This is a genomic window from Pseudomonas sp. AK181 (assembly GCF_051122975.1).
Lineage (GTDB): Bacteria > Pseudomonadota > Gammaproteobacteria > Pseudomonadales > Pseudomonadaceae > Aquipseudomonas > Aquipseudomonas lactis.
This window is the reverse complement of sequence record NZ_CP146348.1, coordinates 5,059,937-5,081,076: the sequence shown is the minus strand read 5'-3', so window position 1 is coordinate 5,081,076 and position 21,140 is coordinate 5,059,937. Positions and strand designations below refer to the sequence as shown.

The window sequence follows — 21,140 nt, the reverse complement described above, 5'->3', positions numbered from 1 at the left end:
ATGCGGTAGTGCAGTAACAGATGTAGCGACTCACACACCGTCTTCGCAGGCAAGCCAGCTCCCACAGGGGATCTGCCCCTCCCACATTTAAGGACGCTTTTAGGACACGTCCTATGGGGCACACCGCAGCGTATGGCTACTGTGCAGGACTTTCCCTGTATCGACACCCTTAGCCATGCGATCCCTGAACGTCCTGATCCTCGAAGACAACCCGTTTCAACTGATGGCCCTGCACCAGATGCTCAATGCCAACGGCGTGTTCAATGTACGCGCCGCGGAAACGGTCGAAATCGCCCGCCAGTCCCTGGACAGCAAAGGCCCGGTGGATATCGCCATCTGTGATCTGTACCTGGAGCAGGGCGATGGCCTGGCGTTGATCCGTGAGTTGGCCGAGCGCCGCCTGGCCCAGGTGTTGATCCTGCTCAGCAACGCCGAGCCCGACGTGCTGGAAGGCGTGGCGAACATGGCTCGGCAATTGGGGCTCAAGGTCTTGGCGTGCTTGCCCAAGCCGGCTTCGGCCAAGCTGATAGGGCAAGTGCTGAGCGATTGCCAGGAGCACTTGCGACCGGGGCCACCTGTGCTGTCCTGGGAGCGCGTCCGTCAACTGCTGAGCTTGAGCGAGCAGGAGCAACTGCCGCCCTCGGCGGATGTCAGCCAGGCGACTATCGCGGCGTGTGGCAGGGTCTGGTATCAGCCCATCGTCAGTCAGGCCGGTGTGTTGCAAGGGGTGGAGGCGCTGGCGCGTTGGCAGTTGCAGGGCGGTGAACTGTTGCTGCCTGACGAATTCCTGCCGGTGCTGGAGTTTGCCGGCATGGAAGAGGCGTTTACCTGGCACGTGCTGGAGCAGGCGCTTGGCCTGGCGAACCAGGTGATGGGCGAAAGCGGCCAGGTGCTGCCGGTAGCGGTGAACATTCCCGGGCGCATGCTGGAGCGCGAGCACTTCCCCCAGGTGCTGCAAGGTTTGCTGCAACTGCACGGTGTGCCCGCCCATAGCCTGACCCTGGAGTTGGTGGAAACCTCGACGCTGAAAACCGACAGCGCCCATGTCACCGGCTTGCTGCGCTTGCGCATGTTGGGTTGCCAGTTGTCCATCGGCGACTTCGGCATGGGCGGCACCAGCCTGCAGCATTTGCTGGAACTGCCTTTTACCGAACTGAAAATCCCCCCGGCGTTTGCCTGCGGGATGGCCAATGATGACCGCAAGGCCGCGGTGGTGGCGGGCGCCATGAGCATGGCGGCGCGCCTGGACGTTGCGGTAGTGGTCACCGGCGTGGAAACCGCCGCCGACTATCACGCCGTGGGCGAACTGGGCGCGGCGTGGCTGCAAGGCTGCTTTATCGCCCGGCCGATGGAGGCCAAGGCGCTCAAGCAATGGATCGCGTTCCAGGCTAGGCCAGCCCGTGTTCCTGCACGTAAATAAACAGGGCGGCATCGTTGGCCAGCCCGAGCTTGCGCATGGCGCTGACTTTTTGTGCACTGACGGTCTGCTTGCTGCGGTGCAGGTGCGCGGCGATCTCGCCCACCGTCATGCCACTGGCCAACAGGCGAATCACCTCCAGCTCCCGGGGTGACAGGTGCTCCTGGGAATGCAGGCGATCAGCGCCGACTTCCCCGGCCAGGCTCAGCGCCTGGCGGATGGTCTGGGCCACGTAGGTACGTTGCTGGCGCACCTGGCGGATCGCCTGGGGCAGCTCATCGGCCAGGCTGGCCTTGCTCAGCAAACCCATCACACCCAATGCCAGGATGGAATGAAACAAGCCGGCGTTGTTGAGCATGGTCACCACCACAATGGGCAGGTGCGGATAGTGCCGGCGCAGTTGCTCGATCAAGCGCAGCCCGTCGGCCTGGGGCTCGACGGGCATCATGAAGTCCGTCACCACCACATCGCAGGCACAGTGTTGCAACACTGCACTGAGGGCCTGAGGTGAATTGGCCTCGCCGACGATGCTGATCTGCGGGTCCCGTTCGAGCACGGCGCGCAAGCCGATCAGGAAAATCGGGTGATCGTCGGCAATCACGATACGCAAAGGCGGTTCAGACGCAGCTCTCAAGTCAGGCTCCCGGGATAATCCAGGGATTCTAGCCTGTGCGCCGTTGTTTTTTCTCTGTCATCTTTTCCGTGCATGCTCGTTTTCCTCAAGCAGTGGATTACACAAAAGGTAGAACTTTCTGCTTTGAGCACGGGTCACTTGAATGTCAGCCTCTTCGTGACATTTTTGTTTTTCGAACCTTTTTCGAATGATTGAGTGGTGATCGAGATGGAAAGTATCAACCTATTGCTCAGCCAAGCACTGAGCCCTTATCAGGTTACGCTGACCTCTGCCGGTATGCGCGACGACTGCCTGGTAACCGTGAAGAACCCCGGTGGCGCCATCGTGGTTGAACGTGAAGTTGATCGTGCGCAATTGAGCGACAAGCGTGCGCTGGTGGATGTGGTGGATTGCCTGCTTCGCGACCTGAAAATTGCCGAAGGCCGCCTGGAACCTTCAGTCATCGCTGCCTTGCGCAATGCCTCCCAGACCCGTGGCGGCGCACTGGCATGAAACATTATTTTTCTTCGGAACCTTCCTACAAGGTGTTCAGTCAGAGTTTGTAACAGCAAGAGCAGGCATTGTGCTCCGGTGTCTGTAGCTTGCTGTACTGGTCTTTGTAGGCCACGTTTAACCCCGAGTTGTCTCCCCACTGCTCGGGGTTTCTTTTTGCCTGCAATTTGTCAGATCGCCCCGTTCTCGCGCAGGCGGGTGATAGCTGCGGCGTCGTAGCCCAGGGCATTGAGCACCAGGCTGTTGTGTTCACCCAATTGCGGCCCAACCCATTCGCAACTGCCCGGAGTGTCCGAGAGCTTGGGCACGATGCCGGGCATCTTGAAGTCCTTGCCGCCTGGCAACTGCGCATTGAGGAACATTTCCCGGGCCAGGAATTGCGGGTCGCCCAGCATATCTTCGGCGCTGTAGATACGGCTGGCGGGTACCTCGGCTTTATTCAGTTGCTCAATCACCTGGTCGAGCGACAGCGAATTGACCCAGCGATCGATCACGCCATACAGCTCGTCGCGGCGAGTGTCACGCCCGTCATTGCTGGCCAGTGCTGGGTCGTTCGCCAAGTCGTCACGGCCGATCACCTGCATGAAGCGCTTGAAGATCGCATCGCCATTGGCGCCGATCTGTACATGCTTGCCGTCTGCGGTGGTGTGGATCGAGGAGGGTGTGATGCCGGGCATGATGTTGCCGGTGCGCTCACGGATAAACCCGAACACATCGAACTCGGGGATCATGCTTTCCATCATGGCGAAGATGGCTTCATACAGTGCCACATCCACCACTTGGCCAAGGCCGCCGTTGACCTCTCGGTGACGCAGCGCCATCAGCGCGCCGATCACCGCCCACAACGCGGCAATCGAGTCGCCGATGGAAATCCCGGTGCGCACTGGCGGGCGGTCTTCGAAGCCTGTGATATAGCGCAAGCCGCCCATGGATTCGCCCACCGCGCCAAACCCCGGCTGGTCCTTCATCGGCCCGGTCTGGCCGAAGCCCGAGAGGCGCACCATCACCAACTTGGGGTTGAGGGCGTGCAGGGTTTCCCAGCTCAGGCCGAGTTTCTCCAGCACGCCTGGGCGGAAGTTTTCGATCAGGATGTCGGCGTCGGCCAACAGTTGCTTGAGGATCGCCAGCCCCTCAGGGTGTTTGAGGTTGAGGGTCAGCGACTGCTTGTTGCGCGCCTGTACGAACCACCACAGCGAAGTGCCTTCATACAGCTTGCGCCATTTGCGCAGCGGGTCGCCGCCGTCCGGGGATTCGACCTTGATCACTTCGGCGCCGAATTCGGCGCAGATGCGTGAGGCAAACGGACCGGCGATCAGAGTGCCCAGTTCGATGACTTTCAGGCCGGCAAGTGGTTTGGCATTAAGCGACATGGGGATCCTTACAAGCGCGGGACGATGATGTACTGCTTTTTAACATAGGCGAGACGCGCGGATGCAGCGCAGTATTCGTTCAATGCCCTCGCCATCGGTTAGACTGGCCGCCTTTCCTTGTCTTTAGAAGCCCGTTCATGGCCCAGCCGTCCACGACCTACAAATTCGAACTCAACCTCACCGACCTCGACCGCTCGGTGTATGAGAGCGTCAAACAGACCATCGCCCGCCACCCTTCGGAAACCGAAGAGCGCATGACCGTGCGCCTGCTGGCCTACGCCCTCTGGTACAACGAGCAATTGGCGTTCGGGCGTGGCCTGTCGGATGTGGACGAACCGGCCCTGTGGGAAAAGAGCCTAGATGATCGGGTTTTGCACTGGATCGAAGTCGGCCAGCCGGATGCCGACCGCCTCACCTGGTGCTCGCGCCGCACCGAACGCACCAGCCTGCTGGCCTATGGCAGCCTGCGCGTGTGGGAAGGCAAGGTGGTGCCGGTGGCCAACAACCTGAAAAACGTACACATCGCCGCCGTGCCCCAGGAAGTGCTGGAGACCCTGGCCAAGGACATGCCCCGCGTGATCAAGTGGGACGTGATGATCAGCGAAGGCACGATCTTTGTGACCGACGACCGTGGCCAGCATGAAGTGCAACTGCAATGGCTGGTCGGCGAACGCGGTTGAACCTTGGCTGAGCCCGGCTCCCTGTAGGAGCGAGCTTGCTCGCGAAAAACTCCAGGGCACCTCGATCACCCAGGCACACGTGTCATCGTTAACCACCTTCGCGAGCAAGCTCGCTCCTACAATGATTAAAGAGAAGTTATCACCACCGTATGCGTATCGATCCCCGCCCATTGCCCGCCGTCCTGCCTTTTCTCGGTGAACTGCCGCCGTTGTTGACCCGCCTTTACGCCGCACGTGGGGTGCAATCGGAAGCCGAGCTGGACAAGAGCCTGGCGCGGTTGATTCCCTATCAGCAGCTCAAGGGCATCGACGCCGCGGTGGACTTGCTGGTGACGGCCCTGGAGCAGCGCCAGCGCATCCTGATCGTGGGTGACTTCGACGCCGATGGCGCCACGGCGAGCACCGTGGGCACCCTGGGCCTGCGTTTGCTCGGGGCGGCCCATGTTGACTACCTGGTGCCCAACCGCTTCGAATACGGCTATGGCCTGACCCCGGAAATCGTCGCAGTGGCCCTGCAGCGCGAGCCGCAGTTGCTGATCACCGTGGACAACGGTATCTCCAGCGTCGAAGGCGTGGCGGCGGCGAAGGCGGCGGGGTTGCAGGTGCTGGTCACCGACCACCACTTGCCCGGTGATGAACTGCCGGCCGCCGACGCCATCGTCAATCCGAACCAGCCGGGCTGCGGGTTTCCCAGCAAGGCCCTGGCCGGGGTCGGCGTGATCTTCTACGTGTTGATGGCCCTGCGCGCGCGGTTGCGCAGCCTGGGTTGGTATGACAACAAGCCCCAGCCGAATATCGGTGAACTGCTTGATCTGGTGGCCCTGGGCAGCGTCGCCGACGTGGTGCCGCTGGACGCCAATAACCGCATCCTCGTGCACCAGGGCCTGGAGCGTATTCGGGCCGGTCGGGCACGGCCGGGGATCAAGGCGATTCTGGAAGTGGCCAAGCGTGATCATGCGCGTATCACCTCCACCGACCTGGGTTTTATCCTCGGCCCGCGCTTGAATGCCGCCGGGCGCCTGGATGACATGAGCCTGGGCATCGAATGCCTGCTCACCACCGACTTCGCCGCCGCACGGGAAATGGCCGCGCAACTGGACGGCATGAACCAGGACCGTAAATCCATCGAGCAAGGCATGCAGCGCGAGGCCCTGGCCCAGCTCAAGGACTTGCCGGTGGAGTCGATGCCGTACGGCTTGTGCCTGTTCGACCCGGAGTGGCACCAAGGGGTGATCGGCATCCTGGCGTCGCGTATGAAAGAGCGTTATTTTCGCCCGACTATCGCCTTCGCCGATGCCGGCGATGGTCTGCTCAAGGGCTCTGGACGCTCGGTGCAGGGCTTTCATATCCGCGATGCGCTGGCAGTCGTCGCCAGCCAGCATCCCAACCTGATCACCAAATACGGTGGCCACGCCATGGCGGCGGGGCTGACCTTGCCCGAGGCCAACTTCGCATTGTTCGCCGAAGCCTTTGATGCCGAAGTGCGTCGGCAACTGCGCGAAGAAGACCTCACCGGCCGCCTGCTTTCAGACGGCACCCTGGCCGTGGAAGAGTTTCACCTGGAACTGGCCCGCGCCCTGCGCCATGCCGGCCCGTGGGGGCAGCACTTTCCCGAGCCGTTGTTTCATGGGGTATTTCAGTTGGTGGAGCAGCGGGTGGTGGGCGAGCGGCATTTGAAAGTGGTGCTCAAGAGCGAATGCGGGTCGGTGAAGCTCGATGGCATCGCCTTTGGCGTAGACCGCGAAGTGTGGCCGAACCCGACCGTGCGTTGGGTGGAGTTGGCCTACAAGCTGGATGTGAATGAGTTTCGTGGCAATGAGACGGTGCAGTTGATGATTGCCCACATCGAACCGCGTTAGTTTTCATCAACACTACAGACCATTGTGGGGCTTGCCCTAATACCAGTCAGTTAAGCGATCATCGCCTTCTGTAGGAGCGAGCTTGCTCGCGAAAAACGTCAACGATAACGCGTGCTTGCTGAATAAACGCGGTGCCTGTGAGTTTTTCGCGAGCAAGCTCGCTCCTACAAAAAAGCCTTAAAGACAGTTGCTCCCACATTGGGCCTTAGGTTAAGCCTGAGTTACTCGGCTTTGGCCTGGTGCTTGACGATAATATCCACCAAACGCTTGGCCAGCGCCGGGTAGTTCTCATCGAAGTGATGCCCACCCGGCAGCTTCATGGCTTCACCCACGGCGGTCTTGTCGGTGCAGCCGCTCTCGTCGACTTCTTCGGCACCGTAGATGCACACGACTTTTTCAGGCGGCAGCTTGGCCATTTCCGGGCCGGTGGCGGCTTCTTTGCCGGCGTTGCCCAGCCAACCTTCCACTTCGATTTCAAAGCTGCCGGTGCGGGCGAAGGCCAGCAGGATGATTGCGTCTACCCGTTGCTGTTCGTTCTCTGGCATGCGGTTGTAGATCGCCGGCAGTACGTCGGCACCGAACGAGTAACCGGTCAGCACGAAGCGCTTGGTGCCCCACTTTTGCCGGTAGTGTTGCATCAGCTCGGTGAGGTCCTTGGCGCTTTGCTCTGGTGTCTTGTGCTGCCAGTAGTAGCGCAGAGTGTCGATGCCCACCACCGGGTAGCCGATCTTCGCCATCTCGCCCGCCACGTCGCGGTCCAGGTCGCGCCAGCCGCCGTCACCGGAGAGGAACAGGGTCACGGTGTCCTTGGCTTGGCCGGCGGGAACTTCCACCACCGGAATCGCCAGGCCGCCGTTGTCCGAACCGACCAGTTGCTTGCGCAGTTCGTTGTTCAGTACTTGCGGGTAATGAATGTCGTAGTCGCTGATGCTGGTAGTAGCGCGCGGTGTGTCACGTACGAAACTGGCGCTTTCATCGTCGGGGTTGTCGTTCCACGCCACCAGCCAACTGCCATGGGCGGCGGTTTTCGGCAGCGGGTCGTTACAGCCTTCCTGTTTCAGGGCGAAGCCTACAGAAATGGCGTTAGCCTTGTCGTCGCTCTGGGTGGCCAGCCAGCGCCAGGCAAGTGCGGCGCCAGGGCCGATGCCGCTGACCAGGGTCGCCGGGCCTTTGAGCTGGGCCAGGGCGCCTTGCAGGGCTTTTTCCTGCAATGCGCAGTCATCTTTGGGCAGCACCACCTGAACCAGTTGCGCAGCACCGCCCTGGCTCAGGGCCATCAGTTGGCTGTCGGTCAAGGTTTCGTCGGCCATCACCGCCACGGCCACGCGGGCTTTTGCGTTGCTGGCCGGGGTCACGCGGGTCATTACCGAACCGTCGGCCTGGGGCAAATGCTCCAGGGTCGGCTGCGGGGCAGGGCGGTTCCAGTACCAGAAGCCACCCGCCGCGATCAGCGCAAGCAGCACCACTAAAGCCAATACATACCGCCAGGAGCGTCGAATCATCAGCGTTTCACCAATCCAGTCAAGCCGCCCGCGATCAGGGCGGCGGTATCGGCCAATGCCACCAGCGGATCCAGTCCTGCGGGCACGGCCATGTAACGGGGTTCCCAGTCGGGCTGGAACTTGTCTTTGAAGCGGCGCAAACCTTGGAAGTTATACAGTTGCTCGCCACGGCGGAACACCATCGAGCCCAGGCGTTGGGTCAGCGGTGCGCCACGGCGCGGTTGCAAGCCCGACAACGGCACCATGCCGAGGCTGAAGCGCGCGTAGTCGTGGCTCTTATAATGTTGAATCAGGCCCACCATCATGAATTCCATGGTCAACTTGGGCGCGTCCGGGTGGGCACGCATCAGGTCGAGGCTGGCCAGGTCATGATTGTAGGTTTCGAGCAAATTGGCGAAGGCCACCGGGCGCCCTTCGAAGCGAATGATCGCAATACGAAAGTGCTTGAGGTAGTCATCGCTGAAACGGCCCAGGGAGAAGCCCTTTTCCCGCACATTCTTACCTGTAAGCCAGGCATCGGAGATGACTTTTAATTCATCCATCGGCGCCTTGCCCGGTTCGCAGATCTCCAGGGACAGGCCGTCCCGGGTGCCACGGTTCCAGGTGTAGCGCAAATCCTTCATTTCCTTGCCCTTGGCTTCCAGGTCAAAGCGTTTCAGGTCGACGCGGGCTTCTTCACCCAGCTTGATCGCGGTGAGGCCGATGTCCATGTAGTACGGCAGGTTCTCGGCGCGTACCTGGTAGAACACCGGGCGGGCGTGGTGGATGTCGCACAGGTCGCGGAACTGCCAGATCATCTCGGCGCGCGGTTGGGTCGGGCCGATCGGGTCATACAGGGCCACCAGGCTGCGCCCGCGACGGGCATACATCAGGAAGGCTTCATCGTTGGGGTGAAACAGCAGCGCCTTGTCGCCAGTGAGCGCCAGGCCGCCGTCGGGTTGGGACGAGGCCATCAGGATCTTGCTGGCGCGCTCCAGTTCTTCCGGGGTCGGCAGGTGGATGACCGGGCGTGCCGTGCGCAGCAGCCAGGTCAGCGACACGATCACCAGCAACACGGCGGCGCCGAGCAGCGAACGCAAGCCACGCGGGGCGTTGGCGTCGAGGGTGAACTGCCACCAGAGTTGATGGCTGTAGGGCACGTCCTGATAGGCAAACAGCAGCAGCCAAATCGAGGCACCGAGCACGCACACACTGGCCACCAGGTACAGCGGTGAAAACGGCAACTCCGTCAGGCGACTGGCGCGGTAGAACGAGCGGCGGAAGATAGCCAGCAGCACTGCGGTCATGGTCATCAGGCTGGCTTCTTCCCAGTCGAAGCCTTTGAGCAGCGAGAGCAGCGCGCCGACCAGCAGCAGCACCATGGTCAGCATCCAGGCGGCTGACAAGCGCCGACGCAGGCCCTGGGCGAGCAACAGGCACAACACGCCGATCAGGCTGGCACCGAAGTGCGACGCGTCAATCAGACGATGGGGGATCAGGAAGCCGATGTTTTCCAGGCGTGAGTCGATCTCTGGCGTGGCGCCGGAAAACAGCAGGACCACGCCGGACAAAAAAACCAGGACGGCCAATACTGGCGCTGCCAGCCCTGATGCCACCCGCAGGCTTTGCTGGGTCTGGAACAGGCGCTGGGCCTCGTTGACCAGCAGGAATACACAGGCGATCAGCAGCGGCAGCACCACGTAGATCATGCGGTACAGCAACAAGGCCGCAGCCAGGGGGGCGGCACCGAGTTTGTCGGCAAAGGCCGCCAGCAGGATCGCTTCGAATACGCCGACGCCGCCCGGCACATGGCTGAGCACACCGGCGGCGAGGGCCAGCAGGTACACCAACAGGAACGGGCCGAAGGGCGGTGCTTCCGGCAACAGCAGATACAGCACGGTAGCGGCTGCGGCGACGTCCAGAGCGGTGATGATCAGTTGCAGGAACGTCAGGCGTCGGCCAGGCAGGCGCAGGGTGCGGCGCCCAGCCTTGACCAACAGGTTGTCGGGGTAGGGTTGCTCCGGCAGGCGGCGGCGATAGATGCCGATGCACAGCAGCACCGACAACAGCAGCACGGCGCCGGCAATGCCGCCGAGCAGGCTTTGCGATAAATGCAGGTAAGTGGACGCGGCCGGCAAGTTGCTCAACGTGGCCAGCGCGGCCAGCGGCGGCAGGGCACAGCCAAGGGCCAGGCTGGCGAATACGGTCATGTGCGCCACTTCCGAGGCGCCGATGCCATGGCGTGCATATAAACGGTAGCGCACCGAACCGCCCGAGAGCATCGACAAACCAATAGCGTTGCCAATGGCAAAGGCAGTGAAACCACCCAGGGCCAGGGTTTTGGCGGGCAATTGCACGCCGGCATACCGCGCACCGGAGAACTCATAGCCGAGCAGGATAATGAAGCCGGCAACCGCTGCCGCAAAGGCACCCAACAGGGCGGGCTTGGGCACTTCGAGGATCGAATCGTGCAGGGCGTAGAGGTCCAGCTCCAGCAACAGGTGCCGGCAGGCGATCAGGGCGATTGCAAACAGCAGGAGCGTCACGGCCAGGCCGATGGGCTGGCGGTACTTGCTCAACAGGTCCAGCCACCGCAAACGGGTGGGAGTGATCGGTTGTTCTGCTGTAACGGTGTCTTGTGGTTCAGACGAGTTGGCGCGCATCAATCACCTCGTGGATTGTGCGCGACAGGATGGAGGTATCCAGCCAAGTTACCAATCCCTATGGACAAAATAATTACAAATATTAACGCGGATCACCGGGCGCGGCGACTGCGGCCATTGGTCGTAGAGGGGTAGCGCTTGAGCAGTGAGCATAGCGTGCAATGAGATGGACTCTGCAAACCGTCTACGGTTTCATGAAAGATGCCATGCCATTGTTTCAGAAGAACTTTTTTGCCAGATACAAAAAAGGCCACTCTTTCGAGTAGCCTTTTTTGATGTTTGGTTGCGGGAGCCGGATTTGAACCGACGACCTTCGGGTTATGAGCCCGACGAGCTACCAGACTGCTCCATCCCGCGTCTGTGGGCGGCATTCTACAGCCCAACGGCAGGGTGTCAACCGTTAATGAGTCGATCGCTGAAATAAGCGCTAATTATTCTGAAATCAAGGTGTTGGGCGCTTTGTATAAGGGAAAACAAGCGCGCACAAAAAAGGCCACTCTTTCGAGTAGCCTTTTTTGATGTTTGGTTGCGGGAGCCGGATTTGAACCGACGACCTTCGGGTTATGAGCCCGACGAGCTACCAGACTGCTCCATCCCGCGTCTGTGTGTCGGCATTCTACAGAGGAACGCGAGTGTGTCAACCCGTAAACTGAAGAAAAGCGCTTGTGCTTCAATCGGTTAGCGCTTGATGAGGAGCCTCTTGAAGGCTTGAAGCCAGGCAGGGCAAGGCTTTCAGCTCTATTGGGATGCTGGATTCGATTGAGAAAATATATTCATCTACGAAATTTCCTACCGCTCAGGCAGAAGATTCAAACTACTGGTGCTATATACAGGGGTGAGTGCGATACTGGCCACCCGTTAGTTAACACCCCGTTTATATGACGCAGCGCAAAATCATCCACGTCGACTGTGATTGCTTCTACGCCGCTATCGAGATGCGCGATGACCCGAGCCTGGCCCAAAAGCCCTTGGCCGTCGGTGGCTCGGCAGATCGGCGCGGCGTGATCGCCACCTGCAACTACGAGGCGCGGGCGTATGGGGTGCGTTCGGCGATGTCGTCACGTCATGCCTTGAAGCTGTGCCCGGACTTGACCATCGTCAAGCCGCGCATGGATGCCTATAAAGAAGCATCAAAAGAAATCCAGCTGATTTTCCGCGACTACACCGACTTGATCGAGCCGTTGTCGCTGGATGAGGCCTACCTCGACGTATCCGACAGCCCGCATTTTGGCGGCAGCGCCACACGTATTGCCCAGGACATTCGGCGCCGGGTCTCCAACCAGCTGCATATCACCGTGTCTGCCGGCGTGGCGCCCAACAAGTTTTTGGCCAAGATCGCCAGCGACTGGAAAAAGCCCAACGGCCTGTTTGTGATCACACCGGACCAAGTCGAAGACTTTGTCTCGCAGTTGCGTGTCAGCAAGCTGCATGGCGTGGGCAAGGTCACCGCCGACAAGCTGGCGCGTCTGGGCATCGAAGACTGCCTGCAATTGCGCGACTGGAACAAACTGGCGCTGGTGCGCGAATTCGGTAGTTTTGGCGAGCGTCTCTGGAGCCTGGCCCGTGGGATTGATGACCGCGTGGTGCAAAACGACAGCCGGCGGCAATCCATCAGTGTGGAAAATACCTTCGACGTGGACCTGCCAGACCTTCCGAGTTGCCTGGCGAAACTGCCGGAACTGATGGAAACCCTGGCCGGGCGCATGGAGCGTATCGACAGCAGCTACCGTGCGGGTAAGCCGTTCGTCAAAGTGAAGTTTCATGACTTTACCCAGACGACGCTGGAGCAGGCCGGGGCAGGGCGGGATCTGGAGAGTTATGAGCAGTTGATGACCCAGGCGTTCAATCGCGGGGGCAAGCCGGTGCGATTGCTGGGGATAGGCGTACGGTTGCTGGACCTGAGTGGCGGCAACGAACAGCTCGAGTTTTCCTGGTAAAAACCCGAAACAAATGTGGGAGCTGGCTTGCCTGCGATAGCGGAGTGTCAGTCGCGAATGTTGTAACTGATACACCGCTATCGCAGCATAGGTATCTAAACAACTTTGTGGGTTGTAACGGTAGACGGTAACCACGATGCGAAGCGAGTCGCTCTTGATCTTGCTTTTGATCTTAGGCGCCCCGTTAAACCACGCTGGCCGGAATTCGTCAGGGATTTGGGGGGTAAACCGGCAGGGATGCCGGTTTAGCCGCCCCGCGCCATGGATGGCGCGTGGCGGCGGCCCCCCAAATCACTGGCGGATTACGGGCACACCGAGCCTAGGCGGGGTGCCGAGTGGTGGGGCAAGAGCGTTTTGCTTACTTTTGCGCTTTTCAAAAGTGAGCCGCTGTCAGAGCGGAACCCTAAGTGGCCGTTACCTAAATAACGGATATGTACCCGGTCCAACTGTGTTGCCTGTCAGGCCGTCTTCGCAGGCAAGCCAGCTCCCACATTTGGATCGCGGTGCGTCAGTTAGAACAGCGTTGGCTATCCGGTCGTCACGGGAGCAAGCTCCCTCGCCACAGTTCCAGCGTCGCACCAAGGTTGTGTAGATACCTATGGCTATCGCAGGCAAGCCAACTCCCACAGTTTGATCTTCACAAGCATTGAGCGATCAGCGTGCGCCAGGATCTGCCACCAACCGCCCCGCATCCTTGGTCAGCGCCTGCACAAACTCTTGCTGCAACTCCGGGTCATTGCGCGTCAGTTCGATCAGGCTTTGTTCCAGCTCGCTGGCTTCTTCTTCCAGGCCCAGCTCTGACAGGCGTTTGACTCGGTGCACCCACTGGTTCACCTCGTCATCCTCCAGATCGTCGTAGATCAGGGCATGGGCCTCAAGCAGCTTGCTGCGCAGCGTGTTGCTGACCGCCAGGGTCGAGTCGGTATGCACGTCGTCCTGGCCATCTTGCACACTGATCTTCAAGGTGGTGACGCGGTTCAGGTCCTGCTCGGCAAAGGGGCTGTCCAACAGGTTCAGGCGCAGTATGCCGTTACGGTCGGTGGTCAGCTCGTGGGTCTGCTTGCCGGCGGTGACTTGTACCGGGCGCTCGCTCCAGGGCAGGCTCGAATACTCCAGGCGCTTGTCACGCTGGACTTCATCGATAGCCGCCAGGTTCTGTTGCGCGCGGCCGTGGGATTGCACGTTCATGAACGGGTTGATGCCGTCCACGCCGTAGCTGAGCCAGTCACGGGTCACGCTTGTGGGCAGGTTGCCGAGGGCGAAGATATTCACCACGTTGGCACCCACGCCCGCCACCAGCGCCACGGCACCCAACGGCATCTCATAGAGTTTGCGCCAGGGTTGGTAGGGCGTGTAGCGGTCGTAACGACGGGTGACTTCGAATTCGGTGACCTCGAAGGTCTTCTGCTCATGAATGCGAACCCGGCGTTGCGGCAGCTCCAGCACTTTGGGTTCGCCTACATCGATCTGCAGGCTGTGGTCGAGCAACTTACGCTCGACCCGCTCCTCGTGCTCACTGCGTTGCGACATCTGATTGGCGCAGCCGCTGACCAGCAGGGCGCCGCACAAGGCGGCGCCCCCCAGGGCTCTGGTGTTTCGCTTGAACATGACTTCTCTTGATCTGGTTTTCAGCGACGAATACGCGCCTGGAGGAAAGACAGCACGTCAGCCACCGGCAACGGTTGGGCTTCGGCTTCGGTCCGGCTCTTGTATTCCAGATTGCCATCAGCCAGGCCGCGGTCACTGACCACGATCCGGTGGGGGATGCCAATCAGTTCCATGTCAGCGAACTTGATGCCCGGGCTGGTTTTCTTGTCCCGGTCATCGAGCAGCACTTCAAAACCGGCAGCGGTGAGTTCCGCGTACAGCTTGTCAGTGGCTTCGCGCACTTGCTCGGTTTCATAACGCAATGGCACCAGGGCCACCTGGAACGGTGCCAGGGCGTCACTCCAAATGATGCCTTTCTCGTCGTTGTTCTGCTCGATGGCAGCGGCAACCACGCGGGACACGCCAATGCCGTAGCAGCCCATGTCCAGGGTGATCGGCTTGCCGTTCTCACCCAGCACTTCGCACTTCATCGCCTTGCTGTACTTGTTGCCCAGCTGGAAGATGTGCCCGACTTCGATGCCGCGCTTGATCTCCAGGGTGCCCTTGCCATCCGGGCTCGGGTCGCCGGCCACGACGTTGCGCAGGTCGGCCACGGTCGGAACCGGCAGGTCACGCTCCCAGTTCACGCCGAAGTAGTGCTTGTCATCGATGTTGGCGCCGATACCGAAGTCGCTCATCAGCTCCACCGAACGGTCGATGATGATCGGCAGCGGCAGGTTCAGCGGGCCGAGGGAGCCGGCACCGGCGCCAATGGCGTCGCGCAGTTCGGCATCGGTGGCCATGACCAGCGGGCTGGCTACGCCAGGCTGGTTGGCGGCCTTGATTTCGTTGAGCTCGTGGTCGCCACGGATCACCAGGGCGATCAGCTTGCCTTCTTCTTCGGCGCGCACGATCAGGGTCTTGATGGTCTTTTCAATCGGCAGATTGAATTTCTCCACCAGGGCCGCGATGGTCTTGGTGTCTGGGGTGTCGACCAGGCGCAGCTCCTCGGTGGGAGCAGGGCGTGAGGTTTCACGTGGTATGGCTTCGGCCTTCTCGATGTTCGCCGCGTAGTCGGAACCGTTGCTGAACACGATATCGTCTTCGCCGGACTCGGCCAGCACGTGGAATTCGTGGGAGCCGGCACCGCCGATGGAGCCGTTGTCCGCTTCAACCGGGCGGAACTTCAGGCCCAGGCGCGTGAACACGTTGCAGTAGGCCTGGTGCATGCGGTCGTAGGTCGCTTGCAGGGAAGCCTGGTCGGCGTGGAACGAATAGGCATCCTTCATGATGAATTCGCGGCCACGCATCAAGCCGAAGCGTGGGCGGATTTCATCACGGAACTTGGTCTGGATCTGATAAAGGTTCAGCGGCAACTGCTTATAGCTGCTCAGCTCATTGCGCATCAGGTCGGTGATGACTTCTTCGTGGGTCGGGCCGGCGCAGAAATCGCGGCCATGACGGTCTTTAAAGCGCAGCAACTCAGGGCCGTACTCTTCCCAGCGCCCGGATTCCTGCCACAACTCAGCCGGTTGGGTGCTCGGCATCAACACTTCCAGAGAGCCGGCAGCGTTCATTTCTTCACGAACGATGGCTTCGACCTTGCGCATCACCTTCAAGCCCATGGGCAACCAGGTGTACAGGCCCGAGGCCAGTTTGCGGATCATACCGGCGCGCAGCATCAGCTGATGGCTGATCACAACCGCGTCGGAAGGCGTTTCTTTCTGTGTGGCGAGCAAATATTGACTGGTACGCATGGTAGGCCGTTGTCGGTTGCTTGGACTTGAAATGACTTGGGATTGTACGGGCGCTTGTCGCCGGAGTACAGGCGTGACGTTGCGGGGGATCTGACTGTAGCGTGACTGGCCCTGATGCCTGTAGGAGCGAGCTTGCTCGCGAAAAACTCACAGGCGCCGCGTTCATTCAGGAAGCCTGCTTTATCGTTGACGTTTTTCGCGAGCAAGCTCGCTCCTACAAGGGGTCCGTTTCTTCAGGGGGATTCAGCCGGGCGCGGCGGTTCTCCTGGAACCAATGCAGCGCAATCAGGAACAGCGTCGGCACGCCCATCAGGCAAGTGATCATAAAGAAGTTGTGATACCCGAACTTCTCCACCATCACCCCCGAATACCCACCGATCAAACGTGGCAGCAACAGCATGATCGAGCTGAGCAACGCATATTGGGTGGCAGAAAACTTGAGGTTGGTGAGGCTCGACAGGTAAGCCACGAACGCCGAGGTGGCCATACCCGAGCTGAAGTTGTCCAGGGAGATGGTGACAATCAGCATCTGCAGGTCGGGGCCCATGTCGGCGAGCATCACGAACAGCAGGTTGGTGCCGGCCGAGGCTATGCCGCCGATGAGCAGGATCGGCAATATCCCGAACCGCACGATCAACAGCCCGCCCATGCCGGCACCGAGCAGGGTCATGATCAGGCCGAAGATCTTGCTCACCCCGGCGATCTGGTCCTTGGTGAAACCCTGGTCGATATAAAACACGTTGGCCATGACGCCCATCACGGTGTCGGACATGCGATAGGTCGCAATCAGCCCGAGCAGCAGCAGCGCCTGCCAACGGTAGCGCAGGATAAAGTCGTTGACCGGCGTCAGCACCGGCGCCAGGCCCCGGCGGCCCATGGCCGAAAGGCACAGCGCAGTGAGGGTGATATAGAGGATGGCACGCAGGAAGGCGCGGTCTTCCATCAGCAGTTCCCAGAGGCTCACGCCCTGGAACAGTACGCTGGCAAAGTCGGTGTTATACAGCTGGGTAAACATCGCCGGCACCGAGACCAACAGCACGATCAGTACAAACACGGACACCAACTGGTGCGCGAAGCTGTAGCGCCCAGCCTGCAGTTGGGTGCGCAGTGGCACATCGGGTTCACGCATAAACAACGTGGTGAGCAGCGCCGGCACCATCAATACGCCGAACAGCACATAGGTGCCGGTCCAGGCCGAGTGTTTATAGTTGAAGCCGGTGGAGCCGAAGCCTTCGGCAAAGAACAGCGCACCGGCCGTGGCCAGCAGGGCGGCGATGCGATAACCGGACATGTAGCTTGCCGCCAGGGCGGCCTGACGGCTGTCGTCGGCGATTTCCAGGCGGTAGGCATCCACGGCGATGTCTTGGGTGGCCGACGCGAAGGCGACCACCACCGCAATGGCGATCAACCAGGACAGGTGTTTTTGCGGGTCACAAAAACCCATGCCGATCAATCCGAGGATCACCAGCGATTGGGCCAGCACCAGCCACGAGCGACGACGCCCCAGTTTACCCAGCAACGGCAGGCGCCATTGGTCGAGCAGCGGCGACCAGACCCATTTGAAGGCGTAGGCCAGGCCGATCAAACTCGCATAACCGATGGTCTCGCGGGCCACACCGGCTTCACGCAGCCACACCGAAAGCGTCGAAAACACCAACATGTAAGGCATGCCGGCGGCGAAACCGAGCAACAACAGCACTAACGTCGAAGGGCTGGCATAGGCGGCGAGCGCGGCGCGCCAGGTTTTACGGGGCATGGGCTGGAGTCTGCCTCAGATTTGCGGAAACAAAGCGCGCACTCTAACCGCTGTGCTCTACCGGGCGCCAGCCATGACGCTGAATATCAACACGATTGTTCAGGATAGTGACGCCTTCGCTACGTAAACGCGCACGTTGTTCGTCACCCGAGGCACTGCCCACCGGCAGACTTATCCGACCGCCGGCACCCAGCACCCGATGCCAGGGCAATCGCGTGTCCTGCGGCAACTGGCTGAGGGTGCGCCCGACCCAGCGGGCAGCCCGCCCCAAACCCGCCAGGTGCGCCAGCTCGCCGTAACTGACCACGCAGCCTTCGGGCACCTGCGACAGCGTCAGGTAAAGGGCAGTGCGGCGCATCTCGGCGGGGCTTTGTGGCGTATCGGCGGGTGAGATCACTATGGGCATATCCGTTGAGATCGTCGTTGTTTTGTCAGAAACGTCTGTAAACATGGCGACGAGCATTGAACTCAATATAAATCCTTGAGTCAGTTCTAGCCATGTAACACTATAACGCCCCTTTTTTCGCCTACCCTGAGCCCCGTACTTGCTTATGTTGTCCAGAACCCTGTTGTGCCTTGCTGTTCTCAGTGCTTCCACGCCCTTGCTTGCCGATACCGTCTGGTTGAAAAACGGTGACCGGCTCACCGGCAAGATCAAAGTCTTCGACGGTGGCAAGTTGCTGATCCAAACCACCTACGCAGGCTCCATCCCGGTGGATTGGAAACAGGTCAAAACCCTGGAAAGCGACCAGGAACTGCTGGTCAAGCAGGACGCCTACACCGGTGAAAAGGCCAAGTCCTTGCAGGCCGCCGATGACGGCAAGGTGGTGCTGGCCAATGGCGAGGCGCCCAAGACGGTGGAACTGGCAAGTATCCAACAGATCATGAAGCCCAAGCCGGTGATCGAAGACCTGGTGTGGAAGGGTAACGTCGACCTGGCGCTGGACTACAAGCGCGCGGACAAAGACACCAACGACTACGACATCGACTTCAAGACCTCGGCCCGTCACGGCCAGTGGCGTCATACGGGCAAGGGCGAATACAACCGCGAGTTCCAGGACGACGTCACCACCACCGACAACTGGGCCCTGGAATACGACCTGGACCGCTTTATCACCGAGCACTGGTTCTGGCAGGGGCGCCTGACCTATAAGCGTGACAAGGTCGAAGACCTGGCGCGCCAGCGCACCGTCGGTACCGGCCCTGGCTACCAGTTCTGGGACGATGAACTGGGCGCGTTCTCCCTCGGCTCGCTGGTCAACCGCACCGATTACGAATACGCCGACGGCGGCAAGGACAACTTCTATTCCCTGGCCATGAAGTGGAACTACAACCGCTACCTGGTGGGCAAGACCGTGGAGTTCTTCACCAACGGCGAATTGGGCAAGCCCCTGGATGGCCCGGCCGATTACTCCCTGGATGCCGAGATGGGCCTGCGCTACAAAGTCACCGAATGGGCATCGCTCAACCTCAAGGCCGAGCGTGACGTGATCAGCGGCGACTCCGACAGCAGCTTGAGCAAGACCCGCTACACCGCAGGCTTTGGCGTGGCCTGGTAACCCGGCGTCGGCCCCTCTGGCAACCTGCGCAGATATTGATTACCTTGTGTTGAGATCCATTCCCATATGCCATGGGGCGCGGAACATCCGAGGAATCCTATATTGAGCACGCAGGTTGCCAAGAACGCCCGAGAGCTGTTGCTCAAGGAATACCGTGGGGCGCTCGCCACACAGTCCAAAGCCATGCCCGGCTTTCCCTTCGGCTCGGTGGTGCCCTACTGCCTGGACGAGCAGGGCCGCCCGCTTATCCTGATCAGCCGCATTGCCCAGCACACCCATAACCTGCAAAAAGACCCCAAGTGTTCGCTGCTGGTGGGTGAGCGCGAGGCCGATGATGTGCAAGCCGTCGGGCGCCTGACCTACCTGGCCGAAGCCGAGAAGCTGGAAGACCCCGCCGCCATCGAAGCCGCTGCCGAGCGCTACTACCGCTACTTCCCTGATTCGGCCAACTACCACAAGGCCCACGATTTCGATTTCTGGGTGCTCAAGCCGGTGCGCCACCGTTATATCGGTGGGTTTGGCGCGATCCATTGGATCGACCAGTTGACCTTGGCCAACCCGTTTGCGGGCAAGGCCGAGCGCAGCATGATCGAGCACATGAACAGCGATCACACCAAGGCCATCGCCCATTACGTCGAGCTGGGCGGCCTGCCCACCACTGAGCCTGCACAGTTGGCCGGTATCGACAGCGAAGGCATGCACCTGCGCATTGGCCAATCGTTGCATTGGCTAGGGTTTGCCGAGCCCTGCAATACGCCGACACAAGTACGCGAAGCCTTGGTTTCATTGGCGCACGCCGAGGTCTGGCCGAAAAAAACCGTGGCTACTGCTTGAATTCACGCAATGGCGACGTCATCTAAGGTGAACTGGCAAGGCATTCTTGCGTTGAGGAACCATTTGATGCGCCCTTTTTTATTGCTCTTTCTGCTGTTCCCGGTGTTGGAGCTGTTCGTATTCGTTAAAGTCAGCGGTGCGATCGGTTTCTTCCCGGCGCTGCTGCTGATCATCGCCGGCTCCATGCTTGGCGTGCTGGTGCTGCGTGTCGCCGGCCTGGCGACCGCCCTGCGTGCCCGTGAAAGCCTGAACCGCGGCGAACTGCCGGCCCAGACCATGCTTGAGGGCCTGATGATGGCCCTGGCCGGTGGCCTGCTGATCCTGCCGGGCTTTATCAGTGATGTGCTCGGCCTGGTGTTGTTGCTGCCGTTCACCCGCAAGCTGCTGGCCGGCAAGATGCGCCAGCGTGCCGAAGAGGCCGCGATGCGCCAGCGTGCGTTCGCCGACGACCTGCAACCCCGTGGCGGCCCGGCTCCGCGCCAACCGCTTGGGCGTGAAGGTGATGTGATCGAAGGCGAATTCGAACACCGCGACCCCAAGTAACCGCTTCACTGGCACGGCACCTTCGGGTGCCGTGTTGCATTTAACCTTGCGCAGGCACAAAAAATTTCATCCCCGGCCCCTTGTAATAAGCCTGGGCGCCCTTATGTAACGGTCACCGCAAGGTTTCTGGTGGTGACACTAGACAGACTTCCGCGTCTCGCCCAGCGAGCCGCGACCGGCACCGCCGGAATTTAACCCGCCGGAATTGATACCGGCCGATGAAAAACACAATTAGGAGAGATCGACAATGAAGCTTCGTCCTCTGCACGACCGCGTCGTAATCCGTCGCAGCGAAGAAGAAAAGAAAACCGCTGGCGGGATCGTTCTGCCAGGTTCGGCTGCTGAAAAAGCCAACCACGGTGTCATCGTCGCTGCTGGCCCAGGCAAAACCCTGGAGAACGGTGATGTACGCGCACTGGCCGTGAAAGTGGGTGACAAGGTTGTTTTCGGCCCTTACTCCGGCAGCAACACTGTGAAAGTAGACGGCGAAGACCTGCTGGTAATGGCTGAGAACGAAATTCTCGCCGTTCTGGAAGACTGATTTCCTCGCTCATTTTCCCGTTACTACAAA

The 21,140-nt window shown here is 60.4% G+C and carries 17 protein-coding genes and 2 tRNA genes; 9 read left to right on the top strand and 10 right to left on the bottom strand.

Going from position 1 to position 21,140, the window contains the following annotated elements; genetic code table 11:
* Positions 1 to 175: 175 nt before the first annotated feature.
* Positions 176 to 1,420, top strand: coding sequence for an EAL domain-containing response regulator (locus V8689_RS23215; RefSeq protein ID WP_056789125.1), 1,245 nt, complete (start codon positions 176 to 178; stop codon positions 1,418 to 1,420).
* Here V8689_RS23215 and V8689_RS23210 read toward each other — a convergent pair.
* Complete coding sequence (locus V8689_RS23210) at positions 1,389 to 2,051, bottom strand: response regulator transcription factor (protein WP_056789127.1); 663 nt, start codon at positions 2,049 to 2,051, stop codon at positions 1,389 to 1,391. The two genes, V8689_RS23215 and V8689_RS23210, sit on opposite strands and share 32 nt — an antisense overlap.
* A gap of 207 nt (positions 2,052 to 2,258) precedes the next feature.
* Between V8689_RS23210 and V8689_RS23205 the strand changes: the two genes are divergently transcribed.
* Positions 2,259 to 2,543 carry a DUF3509 domain-containing protein gene (locus V8689_RS23205; RefSeq protein WP_020301357.1) on the top strand — a complete coding sequence of 95 codons (285 nt, stop codon included), beginning with the start codon at positions 2,259 to 2,261 and terminating at the stop codon, positions 2,541 to 2,543.
* Between the two features lie 170 nt (positions 2,544 to 2,713).
* On the opposite strand, the gene V8689_RS23200 is transcribed toward V8689_RS23205, so the two are convergent.
* On the bottom strand, positions 2,714 to 3,913 hold the full coding sequence (locus V8689_RS23200; RefSeq protein WP_056789130.1) for a CaiB/BaiF CoA transferase family protein: 1,200 nt from the start codon (positions 3,911 to 3,913) through the stop codon (positions 2,714 to 2,716).
* 137 nt (positions 3,914 to 4,050) lie between these two features.
* Here V8689_RS23200 and V8689_RS23195 point away from each other — a divergent pair, with 137 nt between their 5' ends.
* A complete protein-coding gene (locus V8689_RS23195; RefSeq protein ID WP_003193952.1) occupies positions 4,051 to 4,593 on the top strand; it encodes a YaeQ family protein in 543 nt (180 codons plus the stop codon).
* Positions 4,594 to 4,742: 149 nt separating this feature from the next.
* Positions 4,743 to 6,452 (top strand): single-stranded-DNA-specific exonuclease RecJ, encoded by a 1,710-nt coding sequence (gene recJ / locus V8689_RS23190; protein ID WP_056789133.1) that lies wholly within the window; start codon positions 4,743 to 4,745, stop codon positions 6,450 to 6,452.
* A gap of 221 nt (positions 6,453 to 6,673) precedes the next feature.
* Here recJ and V8689_RS23185 read toward each other — a convergent pair whose 3' ends face one another.
* The 4 genes from V8689_RS23185 to V8689_RS23170 form a co-directional block, all read right to left on the bottom strand.
* The gene (locus tag V8689_RS23185; RefSeq protein WP_056789135.1) at positions 6,674 to 7,954 is read right to left on the bottom strand and encodes a virulence factor family protein; all 1,281 of its coding nucleotides are present in this window, start codon (positions 7,952 to 7,954) and stop codon (positions 6,674 to 6,676) included.
* Positions 7,954 to 10,596, bottom strand: coding sequence for a bifunctional lysylphosphatidylglycerol flippase/synthetase MprF (mprF, locus tag V8689_RS23180; RefSeq protein WP_003193949.1), 2,643 nt, complete (start codon positions 10,594 to 10,596; stop codon positions 7,954 to 7,956). The genes V8689_RS23185 and mprF overlap by 1 nt, the downstream gene beginning before the upstream one ends.
* Before the next feature lie 280 nt (positions 10,597 to 10,876).
* Positions 10,877 to 10,953: transfer RNA gene (locus V8689_RS23175), tRNA-Met, on the bottom strand.
* Positions 10,954 to 11,119: 166 nt separating this feature from the next.
* Positions 11,120 to 11,196 (bottom strand) — tRNA-Met (locus V8689_RS23170).
* Positions 11,197 to 11,474: 278 nt separating this feature from the next.
* Between V8689_RS23170 and dinB the strand changes: the two genes are divergently transcribed.
* On the top strand, positions 11,475 to 12,533 hold the full coding sequence (gene dinB / locus V8689_RS23165; RefSeq protein ID WP_056789137.1) for a DNA polymerase IV: 1,059 nt from the start codon (positions 11,475 to 11,477) through the stop codon (positions 12,531 to 12,533).
* A gap of 654 nt (positions 12,534 to 13,187) precedes the next feature.
* Here the strand turns inward: dinB and V8689_RS23160 are convergent.
* The 4 genes from V8689_RS23160 to V8689_RS23145 form a co-directional block, all read right to left on the bottom strand.
* A complete protein-coding gene (locus V8689_RS23160) occupies positions 13,188 to 14,141 on the bottom strand; it encodes a hypothetical protein (protein WP_056789139.1) in 954 nt (317 codons plus the stop codon).
* A 20-nt stretch (positions 14,142 to 14,161) separates the two neighbouring features.
* The gene (locus V8689_RS23155) at positions 14,162 to 15,877 is read right to left on the bottom strand and encodes a proline--tRNA ligase (protein ID WP_019817246.1); all 1,716 of its coding nucleotides are present in this window, start codon (positions 15,875 to 15,877) and stop codon (positions 14,162 to 14,164) included.
* Positions 15,878 to 16,091: 214 nt separating this feature from the next.
* Positions 16,092 to 17,633: an AmpG family muropeptide MFS transporter gene (locus V8689_RS23150; protein ID WP_056789142.1), complete on the bottom strand. Its 1,542-nt coding sequence runs from the start codon at positions 17,631 to 17,633 to the stop codon at positions 16,092 to 16,094.
* A gap of 43 nt (positions 17,634 to 17,676) precedes the next feature.
* Complete coding sequence (locus tag V8689_RS23145; RefSeq protein WP_056789145.1) at positions 17,677 to 18,039, bottom strand: MGMT family protein; 363 nt, start codon at positions 18,037 to 18,039, stop codon at positions 17,677 to 17,679.
* A 145-nt stretch (positions 18,040 to 18,184) separates the two neighbouring features.
* On the opposite strand from V8689_RS23145, the gene V8689_RS23140 reads away from it, so the two are divergent.
* The 4 genes from V8689_RS23140 to V8689_RS23125 all read left to right on the top strand — a co-directional run bounded on the left by V8689_RS23140 (position 18,185) and on the right by V8689_RS23125 (position 21,110).
* Complete coding sequence (locus V8689_RS23140; protein ID WP_003193943.1) at positions 18,185 to 19,192, top strand: DUF481 domain-containing protein; 1,008 nt, start codon at positions 18,185 to 18,187, stop codon at positions 19,190 to 19,192.
* A gap of 102 nt (positions 19,193 to 19,294) precedes the next feature.
* The gene (locus tag V8689_RS23135; protein ID WP_056789148.1) at positions 19,295 to 20,026 is read left to right on the top strand and encodes a HugZ family protein; all 732 of its coding nucleotides are present in this window, start codon (positions 19,295 to 19,297) and stop codon (positions 20,024 to 20,026) included.
* A 66-nt stretch (positions 20,027 to 20,092) separates the two neighbouring features.
* The gene (locus V8689_RS23130) at positions 20,093 to 20,569 is read left to right on the top strand and encodes an FxsA family protein (protein ID WP_044270904.1); all 477 of its coding nucleotides are present in this window, start codon (positions 20,093 to 20,095) and stop codon (positions 20,567 to 20,569) included.
* 247 nt (positions 20,570 to 20,816) lie between these two features.
* Positions 20,817 to 21,110, top strand: coding sequence for a co-chaperone GroES (locus tag V8689_RS23125; RefSeq protein ID WP_003193940.1), 294 nt, complete (start codon positions 20,817 to 20,819; stop codon positions 21,108 to 21,110).
* Positions 21,111 to 21,140: the final 30 nt, after the last annotated feature.